At 73.2% G+C, this 17,521-nt stretch carries 18 protein-coding genes and 1 CRISPR repeat array (1 of these 19 only partly in view); of the genes, 9 read left to right on the forward strand and 9 right to left on the reverse strand.

The features are described 5' to 3' along the window. Positions 1 to 747: a CRISPR direct-repeat array (repeat unit 29 nt; unit sequence GGCTCCCCCGCCTACGCGGGGATCGACCC); it begins 1,124 nt to the left of the window's first position. Positions 748 to 916: 169 nt separating this feature from the next. The 3 genes from DK419_RS16775 to lpxK are packed head-to-tail and all read left to right on the forward strand — an operon-like array spanning position 917 to position 3,920. Then, a complete protein-coding gene (locus tag DK419_RS16775; protein WP_109960087.1) occupies positions 917 to 1,648 on the forward strand; it encodes a lysophospholipid acyltransferase family protein in 732 nt (243 codons plus the stop codon). Next, positions 1,645 to 2,949 (forward strand): 3-deoxy-D-manno-octulosonic acid transferase, encoded by a 1,305-nt coding sequence (locus DK419_RS16780; RefSeq protein ID WP_109960088.1) that lies wholly within the window; start codon positions 1,645 to 1,647, stop codon positions 2,947 to 2,949. Before DK419_RS16775 ends, DK419_RS16780 begins: the two co-directional genes overlap by 4 nt. Next, positions 2,946 to 3,920: a tetraacyldisaccharide 4'-kinase gene (gene lpxK / locus DK419_RS16785; protein ID WP_109960089.1), complete on the forward strand. Its 975-nt coding sequence runs from the start codon at positions 2,946 to 2,948 to the stop codon at positions 3,918 to 3,920. Before DK419_RS16780 ends, lpxK begins: the two co-directional genes overlap by 4 nt. Here lpxK and DK419_RS16790 read toward each other — a convergent pair. Further along, entirely contained in the window at positions 3,906 to 4,127 is a 222-nt protein-coding gene (locus DK419_RS16790) for a DUF2093 domain-containing protein (RefSeq protein WP_109960090.1), read from the reverse strand. The two genes, lpxK and DK419_RS16790, sit on opposite strands and share 15 nt — an antisense overlap. Positions 4,128 to 4,284: 157 nt before the next feature. Here DK419_RS16790 and DK419_RS16795 point away from each other — a divergent pair, with 157 nt between their 5' ends. The 3 genes from DK419_RS16795 to deoA are packed head-to-tail and all read left to right on the forward strand — an operon-like array spanning position 4,285 to position 6,855. Beyond that, positions 4,285 to 4,701 (forward strand): cytidine deaminase, encoded by a 417-nt coding sequence (locus DK419_RS16795; RefSeq protein ID WP_208642207.1) that lies wholly within the window; start codon positions 4,285 to 4,287, stop codon positions 4,699 to 4,701. After that, positions 4,698 to 5,519, forward strand: a complete 822-nt coding sequence (locus tag DK419_RS16800; RefSeq protein WP_109960091.1) for a purine-nucleoside phosphorylase — start codon at positions 4,698 to 4,700, stop codon at positions 5,517 to 5,519. Before DK419_RS16795 ends, DK419_RS16800 begins: the two co-directional genes overlap by 4 nt. Before the next feature lie 22 nt (positions 5,520 to 5,541). After that, the gene (gene deoA, locus DK419_RS16805; RefSeq protein ID WP_109960092.1) at positions 5,542 to 6,855 is read left to right on the forward strand and encodes a thymidine phosphorylase; all 1,314 of its coding nucleotides are present in this window, start codon (positions 5,542 to 5,544) and stop codon (positions 6,853 to 6,855) included. Positions 6,856 to 7,012: 157 nt separating this feature from the next. Here deoA and DK419_RS28725 read toward each other — a convergent pair whose 3' ends face one another. From DK419_RS28725 to DK419_RS16830, 6 genes are all read right to left on the reverse strand, one after another. Next, positions 7,013 to 7,786: a hypothetical protein gene (locus DK419_RS28725; protein WP_162561287.1), complete on the reverse strand. Its 774-nt coding sequence runs from the start codon at positions 7,784 to 7,786 to the stop codon at positions 7,013 to 7,015. A gap of 179 nt (positions 7,787 to 7,965) precedes the next feature. Then, the gene (gene ppx / locus DK419_RS16810) at positions 7,966 to 9,501 is read right to left on the reverse strand and encodes an exopolyphosphatase (RefSeq protein ID WP_109960093.1); all 1,536 of its coding nucleotides are present in this window, start codon (positions 9,499 to 9,501) and stop codon (positions 7,966 to 7,968) included. Positions 9,502 to 9,566: 65 nt separating this feature from the next. After that, on the reverse strand, positions 9,567 to 11,897 hold the full coding sequence (locus tag DK419_RS16815) for an RNA degradosome polyphosphate kinase (RefSeq protein ID WP_109960094.1): 2,331 nt from the start codon (positions 11,895 to 11,897) through the stop codon (positions 9,567 to 9,569). A 143-nt stretch (positions 11,898 to 12,040) separates the two neighbouring features. Beyond that, positions 12,041 to 12,772 carry a P-loop NTPase family protein gene (locus DK419_RS16820; protein ID WP_109960095.1) on the reverse strand — a complete coding sequence of 244 codons (732 nt, stop codon included), beginning with the start codon at positions 12,770 to 12,772 and terminating at the stop codon, positions 12,041 to 12,043. A gap of 29 nt (positions 12,773 to 12,801) precedes the next feature. After that, positions 12,802 to 13,992, reverse strand: coding sequence for an AI-2E family transporter (locus DK419_RS16825; protein WP_425352590.1), 1,191 nt, complete (start codon positions 13,990 to 13,992; stop codon positions 12,802 to 12,804). A 75-nt stretch (positions 13,993 to 14,067) separates the two neighbouring features. Further along, complete coding sequence (locus DK419_RS16830; protein ID WP_109960096.1) at positions 14,068 to 14,625, reverse strand: CDP-alcohol phosphatidyltransferase family protein; 558 nt, start codon at positions 14,623 to 14,625, stop codon at positions 14,068 to 14,070. Positions 14,626 to 14,716: 91 nt separating this feature from the next. On the opposite strand from DK419_RS16830, the gene purM reads away from it, so the two are divergent. The 3 genes from purM to DK419_RS16845 all read left to right on the forward strand — a co-directional run bounded on the left by purM (position 14,717) and on the right by DK419_RS16845 (position 17,043). Beyond that, entirely contained in the window at positions 14,717 to 15,793 is a 1,077-nt protein-coding gene (gene purM, locus DK419_RS16835) for a phosphoribosylformylglycinamidine cyclo-ligase (protein ID WP_109960097.1), read from the forward strand. Then, positions 15,790 to 16,452, forward strand: a complete 663-nt coding sequence (purN, locus tag DK419_RS16840) for a phosphoribosylglycinamide formyltransferase (protein WP_109960098.1) — start codon at positions 15,790 to 15,792, stop codon at positions 16,450 to 16,452. Before purM ends, purN begins: the two co-directional genes overlap by 4 nt. 231 nt (positions 16,453 to 16,683) lie before the next feature. Continuing rightward, positions 16,684 to 17,043, forward strand: a complete 360-nt coding sequence (locus tag DK419_RS16845) for a VanZ family protein (RefSeq protein ID WP_109960099.1) — start codon at positions 16,684 to 16,686, stop codon at positions 17,041 to 17,043. A 6-nt stretch (positions 17,044 to 17,049) separates the two neighbouring features. On the opposite strand, the gene DK419_RS29050 is transcribed toward DK419_RS16845, so the two are convergent. Then, positions 17,050 to 17,205 carry a hypothetical protein gene (locus DK419_RS29050; RefSeq protein ID WP_164712518.1) on the reverse strand — a complete coding sequence of 52 codons (156 nt, stop codon included), beginning with the start codon at positions 17,203 to 17,205 and terminating at the stop codon, positions 17,050 to 17,052. A 92-nt stretch (positions 17,206 to 17,297) separates the two neighbouring features. Next, positions 17,298 to 17,477, reverse strand: a complete 180-nt coding sequence (locus tag DK419_RS16850) for a hypothetical protein (protein WP_109960100.1) — start codon at positions 17,475 to 17,477, stop codon at positions 17,298 to 17,300. Positions 17,478 to 17,521 lie beyond the last annotated feature (44 nt).

Below are 17,521 nucleotides of genomic sequence, written 5' to 3' on the forward strand. Positions count from 1 at the left end.
GCGGGGATCGACCCCAGCATCCAGTTTCCAGAGCGCTTGAGTTTCCGGCTCCCCCGCCTACGCGGGGATCGACCTTTTCTTATTCATCCGTATGGCGGGGCGTCGAAGGCTCCCCCGCCTACGCGGGGATCGACCCCCTCCGACCACGCCGATGATGCCGCCAAGCCAGGCTCCCCCGCCTACGCGGGGATCGACCCCACGCATCCAGGCCGGCGACGCCGGAGCGGAAGGCTCCCCCGCCTTTGCGGGGATCGACCCTGCCTGCCGCGGGCCGACGGCTACGGCCCGTTGGCTCCCCCGCCTACGCGGGGATCGACCCCGATAGGTGTCCTGGTCCTCGATCAGCGTGTCGGCTCCCCCGCCTACGCGGGGATCGACCTGCGTGGCTCGGCCAGACGCTCGACATGCTTAAGGCTCCCCCGCCTACGCGGGGATCGACCCCCGCCGCGCACTTCCAGTTGATGGAGTTCGCGGGCTCCCCCGCCTACGCGGGGATCGACCCTCGGACAGGGGTGCGACCTGAGCTGCGGAGTGGGCTCCCCCGCCTACGCGGGGATCGACCCGCCGTGTTCTTCGCGGTGTCCACCTGGATCTAGGCTCCCCCGCCTACGCGGGGATCGACCCCCGGTTTGCCGCCGCGATCGCTTCGACGAAGGGGCTCCCCCCGCCTACGCGGGGATCGACCCCGGGGAAATTTGACGGCCAGGGTTAATCCGTGGGCTCCCCCGCCTACGCGGGGATCCCTGCCGAAACCGACCCCCGTCGCAACGCGGGTGTGGTGCCGCACGCGGCCGACGGTTGCCTCGCGGTCCCGAACGGAGCATGACGGCGCCCGGATTCGCGGGGGGGCGCCCGCGTCGCGTCCCGCCGCGTGCCCCCCTTCCCTTGGCGTCCCCTTCCCGAGCGTTTCGTCCGCATGAGCGTCGTCACCCGCATCGCCCGCAGCCGGGCGGCCCAGGAGAGCCTCGGCTTCCTCGGCGCGAGCTACCTGAAGCTGGTGCGCCGCACGAATCGCTTCAGCCTCGACCCGCCCGATGCCTACGACTGGCTGACGCCGCTGCGGCCGTTCATCGCCGCGATGTGGCACGGCCAGCACCTGATGGTGCCGTTCGTGCGCCGGCCCCAGGACCGGGTCGCCACGATGGTGTCGCGCTCGGTCGACGGGGGCGTGAACACCGCGGTGCTCGAGCGGATGGGCGTGCGGGTGATGCGCGGTTCCGGCGCCCGGCGCTCCAGCGACGTCTGGGCCAAGGGCGGCGTGCAGGCCCTGCGCGGCTGCCTCAAGGCGCTCGAGGGCGACGAATCGGTGGCGTTCAGCGCCGACGTGCCGAAGGTGTCGCGGCGCTGCGGCGAGGGCATCGTGCTGCTGGCGCGGATGTCCGGCCGGCCGGTGGTGCCGACCGCCGTGGTGACGAGCCGCTACATCCAGTTCGACAGCTGGGACCGGGCGAGCCTCGGCCTTCCCTTCGGCCGCGGCGTGATGGCCTTCGGCGAGCCGATCGCGGTCCCCCGCGACCTCGATGCGGCGGGGATCGAGGCGGTGCGCCAGCGCATCGAGGCCGACCTCAACGCGGTGCATGCCCGGGCCTTCGCGCAGGTCGGCCGGATCGACCCGGTCCACACCCGGAAAGGGGCTCCGGCCCGATGAGGCGCGACGGGGTCCCGGCGCTCCTGCGCGCCTACCATTACGGGCTGATCGCCGGCGAGCCGGCGCTCGCCGGGCTCCTCGCCTGGCGGCGGCGGCGCGGCAAGGAGGACCCGGTGCGCCTGCCCGAGCGCACCGGGCGGCCCGGCAAGCCGCGCCCCGCCGGCCCCCTCGTCTGGGCCCACGGCGCCAGCATCGGCGAGGCCCTGTCGCTCCTCGGCCTCGTCGAGCGGCTGACCCGGCGCGGCTTCACGGTGCTCGTCACCTCGGGCACCCGCACCTCGGCCGAGCTGCTCGCCCGGCGGCTGCCCCGCGGTGCGCTCCACCAGTTCGCGCCCCTCGACGCGCCGCGCTACGTCGCGCGCTTCCTCGACCATTGGCGGCCGGACCTCGCGCTCGTCGCCGAATCCGAGATCTGGCCCAACACCATCCTGGCCCTGCACGCGCGCGAGGTGCCGCTGATCCTGGTCAACGGGCGGATGTCCGAGCGCTCGGCGAAGGCCTGGTCGCGCACCCCGGGGATCGCCCGCGCGCTCCTCTCGCGCATCGCGCTCTGCCTCGCCCAGAGCCGCGAGGAGGCGGAGCGCTTCGCGCGGCTGGGCGCCCCCCGGGTGGAGGCCGGCGGCAACCTGAAATTCGATGCCGGCCCGCCGCCGGCCGATCCCGAGCCGCTGCGCCAGCTCGCCGGCGTCGTCGCCGGCCGCCCGGTCTGGCTCGCGGCCTCGACCCATCCGGGCGAGGAGGCCGCGGCGATCGCCGCCCACCGGGCGCTGGCGCGGCGGCATCCCGGCCTCCTCACGGTCGTGGTCCCGCGCCACCCCGAGCGCGGCCCGACCGTCGCCGCCGATGCCGCCGCGGCGGGCCTGCGGGTCGGGCGCCGGGCGGCGGGCGGCCAGCCGCACGACAAGGTCGACCTCTACGTCGCCGACACGGTGGGCGAGCTCGGCCTGTTCTACCGCCTGTGCCCGCTGGCCTTCGTCGGCGGCTCCCTCGCCCGCCACGGCGGGCAGAACCCGATCGAGCCGGCCCGGCTCGACACGGCGATCCTGTCCGGGCCGCACGTGCGCAACTTCGCCTCGGTCTACGCCGCGCTGGAGCGCGCCGGCGGCGCCCGCACCGTGCGGGACGGGCAGGAGCTGACGGCCGCGGTCGGCGAGCTCCTGGCCGATCCCGCCGGCCGCCAGCGGATGGCCCGGGCCGCGGCGGCCGCGATCGAGGAGGCCGGCGGCGCCACCGACCGGGCGATGGCGGCCCTCGAGCCCTTCATCTGCCAGCTGATGATCGCCGGACGGTTCGCCTCGTGAGGCGGGCGCCGGGCTTCTGGTGGCGCGACGCGCCGACGCCCGCCGCCCGGCTGCTCGCGCCGGTGGCTACGGTCTACGGCGCGCTCGCCGCCCGCCGGATGTCCGCGCAGGGCGCGGCCGCGCCCTGCCCGGTCGTCTGCATCGGCAACTTCACCCTCGGCGGCGCCGGCAAGACCCCGACCGCGCTCGCCGTGGCGGCTCAGTTGCGCGACCTCGGCCGGCGCCCGGCCTTCCTGAGCCGGGGCTATGGCGGGCGGCTGCCCGGCCCGGTGCGGGTCGATCCCGCCTTGCACCGTGCGGACGAGGTCGGCGACGAGCCGCTGCTCCTCGCCCGCGCCGCCCCGGCGATCGTCGCCCGCGACCGCGTCGCCGGCGCCCGCGCCTGCGTGGCGGCCGGCGCCGACGTGGTGGTGATGGATGACGGGCTGCAGAACCCGAGCCTCGCCAAGGCCCTCGTGCTCGCGGTGTTCGACGGCGCGGTCGGGCTCGGCAACGGTCGGGCGTTTCCGGCGGGCCCGCTGCGGGCGCCGGCCGCGGCGCAGTGGCCGCGCATCGACGCCGCCCTGGCGATCGGCGACGGCGCGCCCGGGGAGCGGGTGCTGGCGCAGGCCCGCGCGCTCGGGTTGCCGGCCCTGCGCGGCCGGCTCGCGCCCGATCCGGAGGCGGCTGCGACCCTCGGCGGTCGTCCGGTGCTGGCTTTCGCGGGGATCGGGCGGCCGGAGAAGTTCTTCTCGACCCTGCGCGACCTCGGGGCCGACCTGCGCGAGACCCGCGCCTTCCCGGACCACCACGCCTTCACGGCGGCGGAGGCGGAGTCCCTCGCGGTCGAGGCGGCGCGCCGGGGCCTTCTCCTGGTGACCACCGAGAAGGACCGGGTGCGGCTTCCCGCGGCGATGCCGGTCGCGACGCTGCCGGTGGTGCTGGCGCTCGACGAGCCGGAGGGTCTCGCCGGCCTGCTACGCGGTCTGTGACGCCCCGCGCAGGCGCGCCATCACGGCGTCGGTATCGGCATAGGCCTCCTGGCGCTCGACGCTCCAGTAGCGCAGGGCGTCGAGGGGGATCTCGACCCCGGTCACCGCGCAGCGCACGAACCGGCCGGGCCGCACCACCCGCAGGTTGCTGTCGCCGTACTCGACGACGGCCTCGCCGGACCCGCCGCGCTCGAACCGTCCCAGCATCGCTTCACCCCTCTCGACCGCTATCCCCAGGGGTGTAGGGCGCCCATGGCGCCTTGTCGACGGGCTCGACGGCGGGCGCGCGCGCGGCCATGATCCGGGCTTGCCCGACGACCATGATCCGGGCTCACCCGACGACCGGGGGCGAGGAAGGCCGAGGATGGAGCCGATCGACACCCTGTTCCCCACCGAGACCCTGCTCTCCGCGGCCCGGGCGGTCCAGGCGCGGGCGCACGCGCCCTATTCGCGCTTCCGCGTCGGCGCCGCGCTCCGCGACGAGACCGGGGCGGTGCATGCCGGCTGCAACGTCGAGAACGCCGCCTATCCGGTCGGTACCTGCGCCGAGGCCGGGGCGATCGCCGCGATGGTGGCGGCCGGCGGCCGGCGCATCGCCGCGATCCTGGTGCTGGGCGACGGCGAGGCCCTGGTCACGCCCTGCGGCGCCTGCCGCCAGCGCATCCGCGAATTCGCCGGGCCCGACACGCCGATCCACGTCGCCGGGCCGGGGGGCGTGCGCCGCACCTTCACCCTCGACGCCCTGCTGCCCGCCTCGTTCGGGCCGGACAACCTCGCGTGAGCGCACCGCACGATCCCCGCGTCACGCAAGCCGCCGCGTTCCTGCGGGCGCGCGGCTTCGACGGCCCCTACACCCTCGCCCTCGTCACCGGGACCGGGCTCGGGCCCCTGGCCGATCGGATCGAGGATCCGGTCGCCCTGCCCTACGGCGAGATCCCGCACTTCCCGGCCTCCGGCGTCTCGGGCCATGCCGGGCGGCTCGTCGCCGGGCTGTTCGGCGGCCGGCGGGTGCTGCTGTTCCAGGGCCGCGCCCACCCCTACGAGCACGGCGACGCCGCCGTGATGCGGGTGCCGGTCGGCGTGGTGGCGGCCTTGGGCGCCCCGCCCCTCCTCCTCACCAACGCCGCCGGCTCGCTCCTGTCCGAGGCCGGCCCGGGCAGCCTCGCGCTCGTCACCGACCACATCAACCTCTCGGGTTTGAACCCGCTCGTCGGCGAGCCGTCCGACGCCCGCTTCGTGCCGATGGTCGATGCCTACGATCCGGCCTTGCGGGCGGCGCTGAGGGACGCGGCGGCGGTGAGCGGCGTGCCGCTGCACGCCGGAACCTACGCCTGGTTCTCGGGCCCGAGCTTCGAGACACCGGCCGAGATCCGCATGGCGAAGATCCTGGGCGCCGACCTCGTCGGCATGTCGACGGTGCCGGAGGTGATCCTGGCGCGGTTCTTCGGCCTCCGGGTCGCGGCGCTCTCGCTCGTGACGAACTACGCCGCCGGCTTCCAGACCGGTGCGCCGCATCACGCCGAGACCAAGCGGGTGGCGGCGCAGGCGGCCGACGACGTCGGGCGCCTCGTCGCCGCCCTCCTCGCCGGCGACCTCTGATCCTCCTCCCCGGGACCACCCCATGACGCTGCTGCCGCAGGAACTGATCCGCCTCAAGCGCGACGGCCACGCGCTGCCGCCCGAGGCGATCGAGGCCTTCATCGCCGGCCTGACCGAAGGCCGGGTCACCGAGGGCCAGGCGGCGGCCTTCGCGATGGCGGTGTTCTTCCGCGGCCTGTCGCTGCCCGAGCGCGTCGCGCTGACCCGGGCGATGACCCGCTCGGGCACGGTGCTGACCTGGGACCTGCCCGGGCCCGTCCTCGACAAGCACTCGACCGGCGGCGTCGGCGACACGGTGAGCCTAGCCCTCGCCCCGATGGTCGCGGCCTGCGGCGGCTACGTGCCGATGATCTCCGGCCGCGGCCTCGGCCATACCGGCGGCACGCTGGACAAGCTCGACAGCATCCCGGGCTACGCCACGGCGCCGGACGTCGACCTGTTCCGGCGCGTCACCCGCGAGGTCGGCTGCGCGGTGATCGGCCAGACCCCGGACCTCGCCCCGGCCGACCGGCGGCTCTACGCGATCCGGGACGTCACCGGCACGGTCGAATCCCTCGACCTGATCACCGCCTCGATCCTGGCAAAGAAGCTCGCCGCCGGCTTGCAGGGCCTCGTCATGGACGTGAAGGCGGGGTCGGGCGCCTTCATGGCGTCCGCCGAGGAGGCGCGGGGCCTCGCCGAGAGCCTGGTCACGGTCGCGAACGGGGCCGGCCTGCCGACCCGGGCGCTCCTCACCGACATGGACCAGCCGCTGGCCTCGGCCGCCGGCAACGCCGTCGAGGTGGCCTACGCCCTCGACTACCTCTCGGAGCGCCGGCGCGAGCCGCGCTTCCACGCCGTCACCCTGGCGCTCGGCGCCGAGATGCTGGTGCTGGGGGGCCTGAGCGCCGACACGCGGGACGCGACCGCCCGCCTCGAAGAGGCCCTGGCCTCCGGCCGCGCCGCCGACATCTTCGCCCGCATGGTCACGGCGCTCGGCGGGCCGGCCGACCTGATCGAGCATCCCGAGCGCCACCTACCCCGCGCCCCCGTGATCCGCCCGATCCCCGCGCCCACGGCGGGCCGGGTCGTCGCCATCGCGACGCGGTATGTCGGCGTCGCGGTGATCGGGCTCGGCGGCGGGCGCACCCGGCCGCAGGACGGGATCGACCACGCCGTCGGTCTCACGGCGCTGGCCGGGCTCGGAGACGAGGTCGGGCCGGACCGGCCGCTGGCGATCGTGCATGCCCGCAGCGAGGCTGAGGCCGCGCGGGCGGAGGCCGCGATCCTCGCGGCCTATCGTATCGGGGCGGAGGCGCCTGCGGCGCGCGAGCCGATCCTGGAGCGGGTTGGATAGGCCCGCGTCGTCGGTTCGTCGGTCGGCTCAGGCCGCGAGCGCGTCGACGTTCCCCTTGAAGCGCCGCCACCGCCGAGCCCGCTCGGCCGGAGAGACCTTCCGAGCTCGAAGCTGGTAGACCCATTCGGGACGGAATGTCAGGTCGCCGACGCTCAGTTCAACCGTCACCGTAAGACCCGTCGGGTCGAGCTGGTCTGGATCCGCGTGAATGTCCCACCCATAAGCCTTGAGCAGTTCGTGGGCGACCGACTGAGCCGGCGAATGCAGTCGTACCACGAACGGGGGACACGGCCTGCGGCGTTGCCGCCGCGTTGTATGCATGCGTCAGCAGACGATAGAGCTCGAGGGGGCCGACCGCGTCGAACTGCGCCGTCACTAGAACGAGGACGAAGTCCTGGACGGTACGGTCGTGTGCCCAGAGCAAGCCTTCCGGATCGAGCCCCAACCCACGCAGGGCGGACAGATACTCGGCGCCGGCTTTTAAATGTCCAGTCGGTAGCGTCTGGCCAGCCACACGATTACTCCATCCGGCCCGATCGCCGCCGTTACCATGTCCCGTGCGACCCTCATCGGCATGGGCTTCGGATTGTACCCCCTCCGTTCGCTTCCAGAGAAGCACGGTCTGGAACGAGGGAGCCACCGGATCCCGTATTAGGGCGCCGAAGTCGATACCGGCCTGTCGCGCAAGATGCACCAAATCGTGCGTGTAGAGATCGGGCGGCTCCTCCCGAGCAGGAAAACGATTGAAGCGCAGATGTGACATCACAGCCGCCTTCAGTGCGCACTCGACGGCGAAACCAGCTGCGCTCCACGCTTCGAGCGGGTGCGAACGGTTCAATAATGTGCGCGAGGCTGCCTGGTTGCGGCGAGCGACGCCGCACCATGCCTCGACCGTCTCGGGCTGTTGTCCGAGGACGAACTCGTCAGGCATGAGGCCTGCTCGACAGCATCACGATCCTATTCGTGCATCACGTGTCGCTAGAGCATTGTCCGACGAAGTGGATACCGGTTCGCCGCAGACAATGCGGCAGACTCAGAAACCTAAAGCACTCATCCCGCACCATGCGAGCGGCGAAGTGCCGGTATCCAAACGACCCGACCGATACGCCCCTACCCCTCGATCTCGATGCGCGCCTCGACCCCGAGCAGCCGCCCGAGCCCGCGCAGCCGGTTCGACAGCCGATCGCTCGCCAGATCCTTCAGATCCTGCGGCAGGGTGAGGACGATCGCGCCGTCGCGCATCGCGAGCGGCGTGCGCGGCAGGATCCCCTCCATCGCCACCGAGACCGGAAAGGCGACGCGCAGCACGGCGCCCAGGAGCCGCGCCTGCTCGAACAGCCGCGGGCCGGCGAGCTGGCGCAGCAGCGGGCTCGCCTTCTCGGGGGCGACGCCCTCGTGGCGGAAGAACACCGCGACGGCGAGGTAGGCCCGGCCCGGATGGTCGATCCCGACGAAGGAGGCGTGGGCGATGACGTTGAGGCTCTGCTCGCCGCGGTAATCCGGATGGGTGCGCCAGCCGACATCGGCCAGCAAGCAGGCGGCGTGGCGCAGCCGGCGCTCGTCGGCGGTCTCAGGCGTCGACAGGCTCGCCATGAAGGCGTCGGTCCAGGCCTGCAATTCGGGGCCGTGGCCGGGGCTGCGGCAGCGCAGGCGGTTGAGCTCGCTCGCCGCGAGCAGCAGCGGGTCTCGCGCGCGGGCGGCGGCGTCGAGCTTCTCGAACAGCAGGCCCTCGCGCACGCCGGTGGCCGAGATCGCGATCTCGCGCGGACGCCCCGAGCGGATCACCTCCTCCAGCACCACGGCGCCGTAGGCGAGCAGCGGCCTGCGCGCCTCGGACACGGTCTCGACGGCGGCGAGCGTCGCGGCGTCGGATTGCTCGACGACCTGGAGGAAGGACAGCTCGTCGTTCGGCTCGATGGTGTAGCCGTGCATCACGTGCAGGCGGTAGTCCCGCGCCGCCTGGTGCAGGCGGGCGAGCGCCCGCCAGGTGCCGCCGACGGCGTAGAAGGTGCGGCCTCTCAAGGTATCGAGCTGCGGGCCGGCCTTCCTGAGGGCTTCCGCCGCGAGCTTGCGCGCCTTCTTGAGCGAGCCGCCGCTGAGGTCCTGGAGCGCGAGGCCGCCGAGCGGCATGGTCACGCCGCTGCCGATCGCCGAGCCGCGCACGTCGACGAGTTCGAGGCTGCCGCCGCCGAGATCGCCGACGACGCCGTCCGGCGCGTGGAACCCCGAGATGACGCCGTAGGCCGACAGTTCCGCCTCGCGCCGGCCCGACAACAGTTCGATCGGGTGGCCGCAGGCGGCCTGTGCCGCCTCGAGGAAGGCCGGGCCGTTCTCGGCGTCGCGGGCGGCGGCGGTGGCCAGCACGAAGACCTGGCCGACCCGCATCGTCTCGCACAGGACCCGGAACCGGGCGAGCGCCTGGAGGGCACGGCGCACCGCCTCCTCGTTGAGGCGGCCGGTGGAGAGCACGTTGCGGCCGAGGCCGCACAGGACCTTCTCGTTGTAGAGCGGCGTCGGCGCCCGGCTGATGCCCGAATAGGCGACCAGCCGGACGGAGTTCGAGCCGATATCGATGATCGCGACGGGGGCGCCGGGCTCGATCCGGGCGAGCGCGGCTTCGTTCAGGGCGGTCTGATCCAGGCCCATCCAGGTCCTCATGACGGGAGCGCCGCCGGACGGATGGCCCCGGGGACCGACCCCCGACCGCCGCGTCAGGCGCGCTGGGCGCGCCGGCTGAGCGCGCGCGGACTTGATTTCTTCGATGCCTTCCCGCGCCCCGACAGGCTCGGGTTGGTCATGAAATACTTGTGCGCGTTGAAGGGTTCCTCGCCCTCGGCGGGCTCGATCCGCTCGCTCGCGCCCGACGCCAGTACACGCCAGCTCTGCTGGTTGTCGAGGAGATTCGCCATCATGATCTGGTCGAGCACCTGCTGGTGCACCGTCGGGTTGAGGATCGGCAGCATCGCCTCGACCCTGCGGTCGAGGTTGCGGCTCATCAGGTCCGCCGACGAGATGTAGACCCTGGCCTTGGGGTGCGGCAGCCCGGCACCGTTGCCGAAGGCGTAGACCCGGCCGTGCTCGAGGAAGCGCCCGACGATCGACTTGACGCGGATGTTCTCCGACAGGCCCGGCACCCCGGGGCGCAGGCAGCAGATGCCCCGCACCACGCAGTCGATCGGCACCCCGGCCTCGCTCGCGTCGTAGAGCGCGTCGATGATCTGGGTGTCGACGAGCGAGTTGCACTTGATCCAGATCGCCGCCGGACGGCCGGCCTTCGCGTGCGCGATCTCCTCGGCGATGTGCTCGAGCAGCCGCGCCTTGAGGGTCAGCGGCGAGACCGCCATCCGCTCGAGTTCCGCCGGCTCGGCGTAGCCGGTGATGAAGTTGAAGATCCGCGAGACGTCGCGGCCGATCACCGGGTCGGCGGTGAAGAACGACAGGTCGGTGTAGATCCGGGCGGTGATCGGGTGGTAGTTGCCGGTGCCGACGTGGCAGTAGCTCACCAGGCGGTCGCCCTCGCGGCGCACCACCATCGAGAGCTTGGCGTGGGTCTTCAGCTCGATGAAGCCGAACACCACCTGGGCGCCGGCCTTCTCGAGGTTGCGGGCCCAGCGGATGTTGGCCTCCTCGTCGAAGCGCGCCTTGAGCTCGACGAGGGCCGTCACCGACTTGCCGGCCTCCGCGGCTTCCGCGAGAGCCGCGACGATGGGTGAGTTCGACGAGGTGCGGTAGAGCGTCTGCTTGATCGCCACGACGTTCGGGTCGCGGGCGGCCTGCGACAGGAACTGCACCACCGAGTCGAACGACTCGTAGGGGTGGTGGACGATGAAGTCCTTCTGGCGGATCGCCGCGAAGCAGTCGCCGCCGCTCTCGCGGATGCGCTCGGGGAAGCGCGGGTTGTAGGGCTTGAACTTCAGGTCCGGCCGGTCGATCCCGACGATCTGGGACAGCTCGTTGAGGGCGAGCATCCCCTCGACGAGGAACACCGCATCGACCGCGATCTCGAGCTCGTCGGCGACGAAGGTGCGCAGGTCCTCCGGCATGTTGGCGTCGACCTCGAGCCGGATCACCACGCCGCGGCGGCGCTGCTTCAGCGCCGTCTCGAAGTGGCGCACCAGGTCCTCGGCCTCCTCCTCGATCTCGAGGTCGGAATCGCGCACCACCCGGAAGCCGCCCTGGCCCTTGACGAGGTAGCCCGGGAAGAGCCGGCTCGTGAACAGCACGATCACCTGCTCGATGGCGATGAAGCGCGCGGTGCCGCTGCCGCCCGGATCGGGCAGGCGCACGAAGCGGTCGATGATCGAGGGCAGGCGGATCAGCGCCCGCAGCACCCGGGCGTCGCGCGGCCGCACGAGGGTCAGCGCGATGGTCGAGCCGAGGTTGGGGATGAACGGGAACGGGTGCGCCGGGTCGATGGCGAGCGGCGTCAGCACCGGGAAGATGTGCTGGAGGAAGTAATCCTCGAGCCAGGCCGCCTCCTCGGCCGTGAGGTCCATCGCCTCCACGAGGTCGATGGCGTTCTGGTGCAGGGCCTCGCGCAGCTCGCGCCAGCGCCGCTGCTGGTCGCGGGCGAGGCCCGACACCTCGGCGTCGATGCGGGCGAGCTGCTCGGCCGGCGACAGGCCGTCGGCGGACGGCGCGGTGAGGCCGGCCCGGACCTGGTCGTGCAGGCCGGCGACCCGCACCATGAAGAACTCGTCGAGGTTGTTGGCCGAGATCGACAGGAAGCGCAGCTGCTCGAGCAGCGGGTGGCCGGTATTCGAGGCCTCCTCCAGCACCCGGCGGTTGAACTGCAGCCAGGACAATTCGCGGTTCACGAACCGGCCGGGCTCGTGGCGCAGGGCCCGGCCCGCCGCCACGGCGTCGGCCTTCGCCCGGCGGGCGGCGTCCTGGGCGGCGTCGGCCTCGTCGGCGGCGCGCACGGCCGCGGGGGCGGCGAGCCCCTCGACCGCATCGTGACGGGCACCCTCGGCGGTCGCAGGCGTCGCCTCGGTCTCGTCGAGGACCGGGATGGCACTGGCTCCGGCAGCGGTGTCCGACACGTTTGCTCCTCCTTGGATCGACGCCGGGTCAGTGGCTTCCAGCCCTCCCCGGTGACAGGACAGTTTGACATTTGCGTGAAGGCCGGCGGCGCGGGCCGCGATTCACCCCACGAATCGATCGGACGACATATCGATAGGAAGACTTACCCCTCGCCCTCCGGTTCCTCGCCCGCCTCGTCGCTGCCCTCGTCCTCGCCACCCTCGAGGGCCGCCAGGGTCGCGAGCGCCAGCGGCCGGGTGATGCGCCGGCGCCGGCTCAGGCCCTCGCGGTCGAGGAGCGCCACCACGTCGCGGGCCCGCGCCAGCGACCGGTCGAGGCGCAGGGCCAGGGCGTCGACCACGCTGGTATCGACGACGAGCTGGCGGTCGAGGAAGAGCTTCACCAGCACCACCTTGAGCAGGGCCTCGTCCGGGGGGGCGAGGCTCGCGCCCGGCGCGAGGCGAAGCCGCGAGCGCAGGTCCGGCGTGGCAAGGCCCCAGGCCTCGACCGGGCCGGATCCCGTCACCACCACGCTCAGGCCCCGCTCGCGGACGAGGTTGAGGAGGTGGAACAGGGCCTTCTCGTCGCGGCCCGGCTCCCGGTCGGCATCCTCGATCACCAGGGCGTCGGCTCGCGCCAGCTCCGGCACCGCCTCCGCCGTCACCGCGGCGACCGGCACGGTGAGCGCGCCGGAGCGCTCGGCGAAGATCGCCGCGAGGTGGCTCTTGCCGCTGCCCGGCGGGCCGGTGAGCACCAGCACCCGGTCCGGCCATTCGGGCCAGGCCTCGATGCGGGCGTAAGCCCCCTCGTTGGTCGGGCTGACCAGGAAGTCCTCGAGCCCGAAGCGGGGGGCGACGGGCAGGTCGAGGGCGAGCTGGCGCGGCTGGTCGGGCATGCGGGGTTCGTGGGCGCTCTTCGACGGGTTCAGGGCTTCGATATGGCGGGCGGCGCCGCGTTGGCCACCGCCGGCTTGGCATCCACAGGCTTGGCGACCACAGGCTTGGCGACCACGGGCTCGGCCACCACCACCGTCGCGTCGGCGCCGAGGATCGGCGTGCCGTCGTGGTAGAGGCGGCTCTCCAGGTAGCGCTTCACCGCGAAGCGGGCGACGACCCCGAGCGCCGCCGCCACCGGCACCGCCAGGAGCAGCCCGAGGAAGCCGAACAGCGAGCCGAAGGCGAGGAGCGCGAACATCAGCCAGACCGGGTGCAGCCGCACCGCGTCGCCGACGAGCTTGGGCTGGAGCACGTTGCCTTCGAGGAACTGCCCGACCAGGAAAACCCCGACCGTCAGCAGCACCGAGACCCAGTCGGGCCAGAACTGCACCAGCGCGACCCCGGTGGAGAGCAGGAAGCCGGTGAGCGAGCCGACATACGGGATGAAGGTGAGGAAGCCCGCCATCAGGCCGATCAGCACGCCGAAATTCAGCCCGACCAGCCACAGGCCGACCGCGTAGAAGGTGCCGAGGATCAGGCAGACCAGGCTCTGGCCGCGGATGAAGGCGGTGATGGCGCCGTCGATGTCGCGGGCCAGCATCCGGGCGGTGTCGCGGTGGCGCGGCGGCACCCAGCGGTCGAGGGTCGCGATCATCCGGTCCCAGTCGACCAGCAGGTAGAACGCCACCACGGGCGTCACCACGAGCAGCGAGACGATGCCGACGATCGCCTGGCTGCCCGACCACAGCGAACGCAGGAAGGCGAGGATCCAGGCCACCGCCTGCCCCATCAGGTTGCTGACGGAGGATTGCAGGTCCTGCAGCGCGCTCGCGCCGCCGACCCGCTCGATCAGGGGACCGGCCCGCTCGGCGATGATCGCCTGGAGCTTCGCGATCATCGCCGGCAGCGAGGCGACGAGCGCCGCGACCTGGTTGGCCGCGAGCGGCACCACCAGGATCAGGGCCAGGATCAGCCCGCAGACGAAGACCGCCAGGATGATCAGCGTCGCGGTGAGCCGCCCGAGCCCGAGCCGCTCGAGCCGGTCGGCGACGGGATCGAGGGCGTAGGCGAGCGCGGCACCCGCCACGAAGGGCAGCAGCACGTCGCGCAGCTGGTAGAGCAGGAAGACCAGCACGGCGAGGACGGCCAGGGTGAGGGCGGCCCGGCGTTGGATCGGCATCGCGGTTCGAGCCCGTCGCACGCGCGAATCCGTCGCGCCCCGGCCGACCCGAGATGGAAGGGCCGCGCCGCAGGGTCAAGCGCCGGACCGGGTCCGCATCGACCGGAGGCCCTGGATCGCCGCCGAGGCGACCGACAGACCGGCGAGCGCCGGCATCGCGAGCGCCTCCGCCGCTGGAGCCTCGATCCCGAGCGCACGGCCGCCGAGGAGCCAGGCCAGGAAGGCGATCTGGCCCGCGGTGTTGAGCTTGCCGACGAGGAGCGGCGGGGTGTCCAGCGGGCGGCCGGCGAGCCGGGCGATACCGGCGCCCACCACCATCAGGGAGTCGCGGGCGACCAGCACGACCGGGAACCAGGCCGGCACGAGCCCGGCGAGGGTCAGGCCCACCAGCACGCCGAGCATCAGGGCCTTGTCGGCCAGGGGATCGAGGATCGCGCCGAGGCGGCTCGTCAGGCCGTAGCGGCGGGCGAGGAAGCCGTCGATGCCGTCCGAGATCCCCGCCAGCGCGAAGAGCAGGAAGGCGGTCCCCCAGGCCTCCCGCACGATGGCCCAGACGACGACCGGCACCACGGCGAGGCGCGCGGCGGTGATCAGGTTCGGCAGCGATCGGAGGAGGGTCGGCGACGGCGTCATGGCTCCCCCCGGCTGCCCCGACTCGCGATCACGCACAAGAGCGGCTAAGAGCGGTCGCAACACGTGACGGATCGAGGCGAAGGGTCGAGGGATGACGACGGGCGAGCGCCAGAACGGGATGACCTACGCGGAAGCCGGCGTCGACATCGATGCCGGCAATGCCATGGTCGAGGCGATCAAGCCCCTGGTGCGGGCGACCCGCCGGCCGGGAGCGGACGCGGAGATCGGCGGCTTCGGCGGCCTGTTCGACCTCAAGGCGGCGGGCTTCAAGGACCCGATCCTGGTCGCGGCCAACGACGGGGTCGGCACCAAGGTCAAGATCGCGATCGAGACCGGGCGCCACGCCACGATCGGCATCGACCTCGTGGCGATGTGCGTCAACGACATCATCGTCCAGGGCGCCGAGCCGCTGTTCTTCCTCGACTACTACGCCACGGCCAAGCTCGTGCCCGGCGTCGGGGCCGACATCGTCAGGGGCATCGCCGAGGGCTGCCGCCAGGCCGGCTGCGCGCTGATCGGCGGCGAGACCGCCGAGATGCCGGGCCTCTACGACGGCGCGGATTACGACCTCGCGGGCTTCGCGGTGGGAGCCGCCGAGCGCGGCGCGCTCTTGCCGGTCGCCGTCATCGCGCCCGGCGACGTGGTGCTCGGCCTGCCCTCGTCGGGCGTGCACTCGAACGGGTTCTCGCTGGTGCGCCGGATCGTGGCGGCGTCGGGCCTCGGCTACGACGCGCCCGCGCCGTTCGCGGAAGGGCTGAGCCTCGGCGAGGCGCTGCTGGAGCCGACCCGGATCTACGTCAAGCCGCTGCTGGCGGCGCTCAAGGAGACCGGTCCCGGCGCCATCAAGGCGCTCGCCCACATCACCGGCGGCGGCTTCCCCGACAACCTGCCCCGCGTCCTGCCGGACGGGGTCGGCATCGCCCTGAACCTCGACGCGATAGACGTGCCGCCGGTGTTCGGCTGGCTCGCCCGCCAGGGCAACGTCGCCGAGTCCGAGATGCTGCGCACCTTCAACTGCGGCATCGGCATGGTGGTGGTGGTGGATCCGGCCCGGGCCGAGGCGGTGAGCGCGGCTTTGTCCGCCGCCGGCGAGGCGCCTGTCCGCCTCGGGCAGATCACCGCGCGCGGTGAAAGCCCGGTCACCTATGCGGGGCGCCTCGCCCTATGAGCGCCCGCGCCAAGGTCGCGATCCTGATCTCCGGTCGCGGCTCCAACATGGTGTCGCTGCTGGAGGCGGCGCAGGCGCCGGACTACCCGGCCGAGATCGTGCTCGTCGCCTCGAACCGGCCCGACGCGCCCGGCCTCGCCCGCGCCGCGGCGGCGGGCCTCGCCACCGAGGCGGTCGACCACCGCGCGTTCTCCGACCGGGCCGCCTTCGAGCGGGCGCTCGACGAAGGCTTGCGCCGCCACGGCGTCGAGTTCCTGGTGCTCGCCGGCTTCATGCGGGTGCTGACGCCCTGGTTCGTCGAGGCCTGGGCCGGGCGGATGCTCAACATCCACCCCTCCCTGCTGCCGCTGTTTCGCGGCACCCACACCCACGCCCAGGCTCTGGCGGCGGGTGTGCGGGTGCATGGCTGCACGGTGCACTTCGTGGTGCCGGAACTCGACGCCGGCCCGATCGTCGCCCAGGCCGCCGTGCCGGTGCTGCCGGAGGACGACGAGGATGCCTTGAGCGCCCGGGTGCTGGTGCAGGAGCACCGGCTCTATCCTGCGGCGCTCGCCCTGGTGGCGAGCGGCCGGGCCCGCCTCGACGGGGGCCGGGTGGTGTTCGCGGCGGGCAGCGGCGGCGGCGCCGAGGGCGCGCTGGTGGTGCCGGCCCTGGCCTGACGGCGGCGGGCCGAGGCGACGGCCGGTGCGGATCATTCCCGGGCCGGCACGAGGTCTTCTTCCACGTCGGACAGCCCCGCGGGGTTGCGGAGCCGCCCGCCGGGCGAGGCCGAGCGTCGGAGGCCACGGTGCCGCAGCCCCTGCGGCATTGCACCGGCCCACGCGATCTGGCACCGCCATGGCGGCATTCCGCCAGCCCGGACCGTCCGGTCCGCACGGGGCTCTCCTCTCATGATGTCCAGAGCGTCACGCCTTCTCGGCTGGCTGATCCTGGCCGCCATCACGGCGGCGACCATCGCCCCGATCGGCTACCGGCCGGTCAGCGCCATGCCGGTCTCGATCGAGCGGTTCTCCGCCTTCGCGGCGCTCGCCTTCCTGCTGTGCCTCGGCTATCCGCGCCACCGCTGGCAGGTTCTCCTGCTGACGGCCGCCGCGGCCGGCGCCCTCGAGGCGCTGCAGCTGCTCGAGCCGACCCGGCACGGCCGCGTCGCCGATTTCCTGGTGAAGGTGGTCGGCTGCGGGTGCGGCGCGGCGGCCTCGCTCGCCGCCGGCCTGGTCTGGCCCCGCCTCGTCGCCCGCGGCGAGGCGTGATCGGCGTCAGTTGATGCTGTAGGCCCGCTCGATGACGACGCCGCAGCTCTCGGCGAGGCTGAAGGCCATCTCGCGGGTCAGTCCGAAGATCAGCGGCGTCTCGCCGCGATAGAGCGTGTAGCGGCCGTCGGGCCGCACCGTGATGCGCACCGCCTCCTGCATGGCTGCCTCCTCCGGTGGCCGTCCCGTTCATCGCGGGACGGCTCGCGGCCGGGGAGCTTAGGGCGATTCGCAGGCCGCGCGAAGGGGCCGGCTCAGGCGACGCGCCGCTTCGTCCGGCGCCGGCGCTTCGCCTTCGGCCTGACGCCGGCCTTGCTCAGCTCGGTGAGCGCCGCGCGCTGCTGGCGCCGCACTGCGTTCGCGGCGTGACCCATCCAGAATCCGGCGGCCCGGTTGGCGGCGGAGAGCCACAGGCTATACGGGGACCCCTTCATGGCGATCGTCACCTCCTGACGGCTTGCACGCCGCTCCGTCAACG

This window comes from Methylobacterium terrae, assembly GCF_003173755.1.
Taxonomy (GTDB): domain Bacteria; phylum Pseudomonadota; class Alphaproteobacteria; order Rhizobiales; family Beijerinckiaceae; genus Methylobacterium; species Methylobacterium terrae.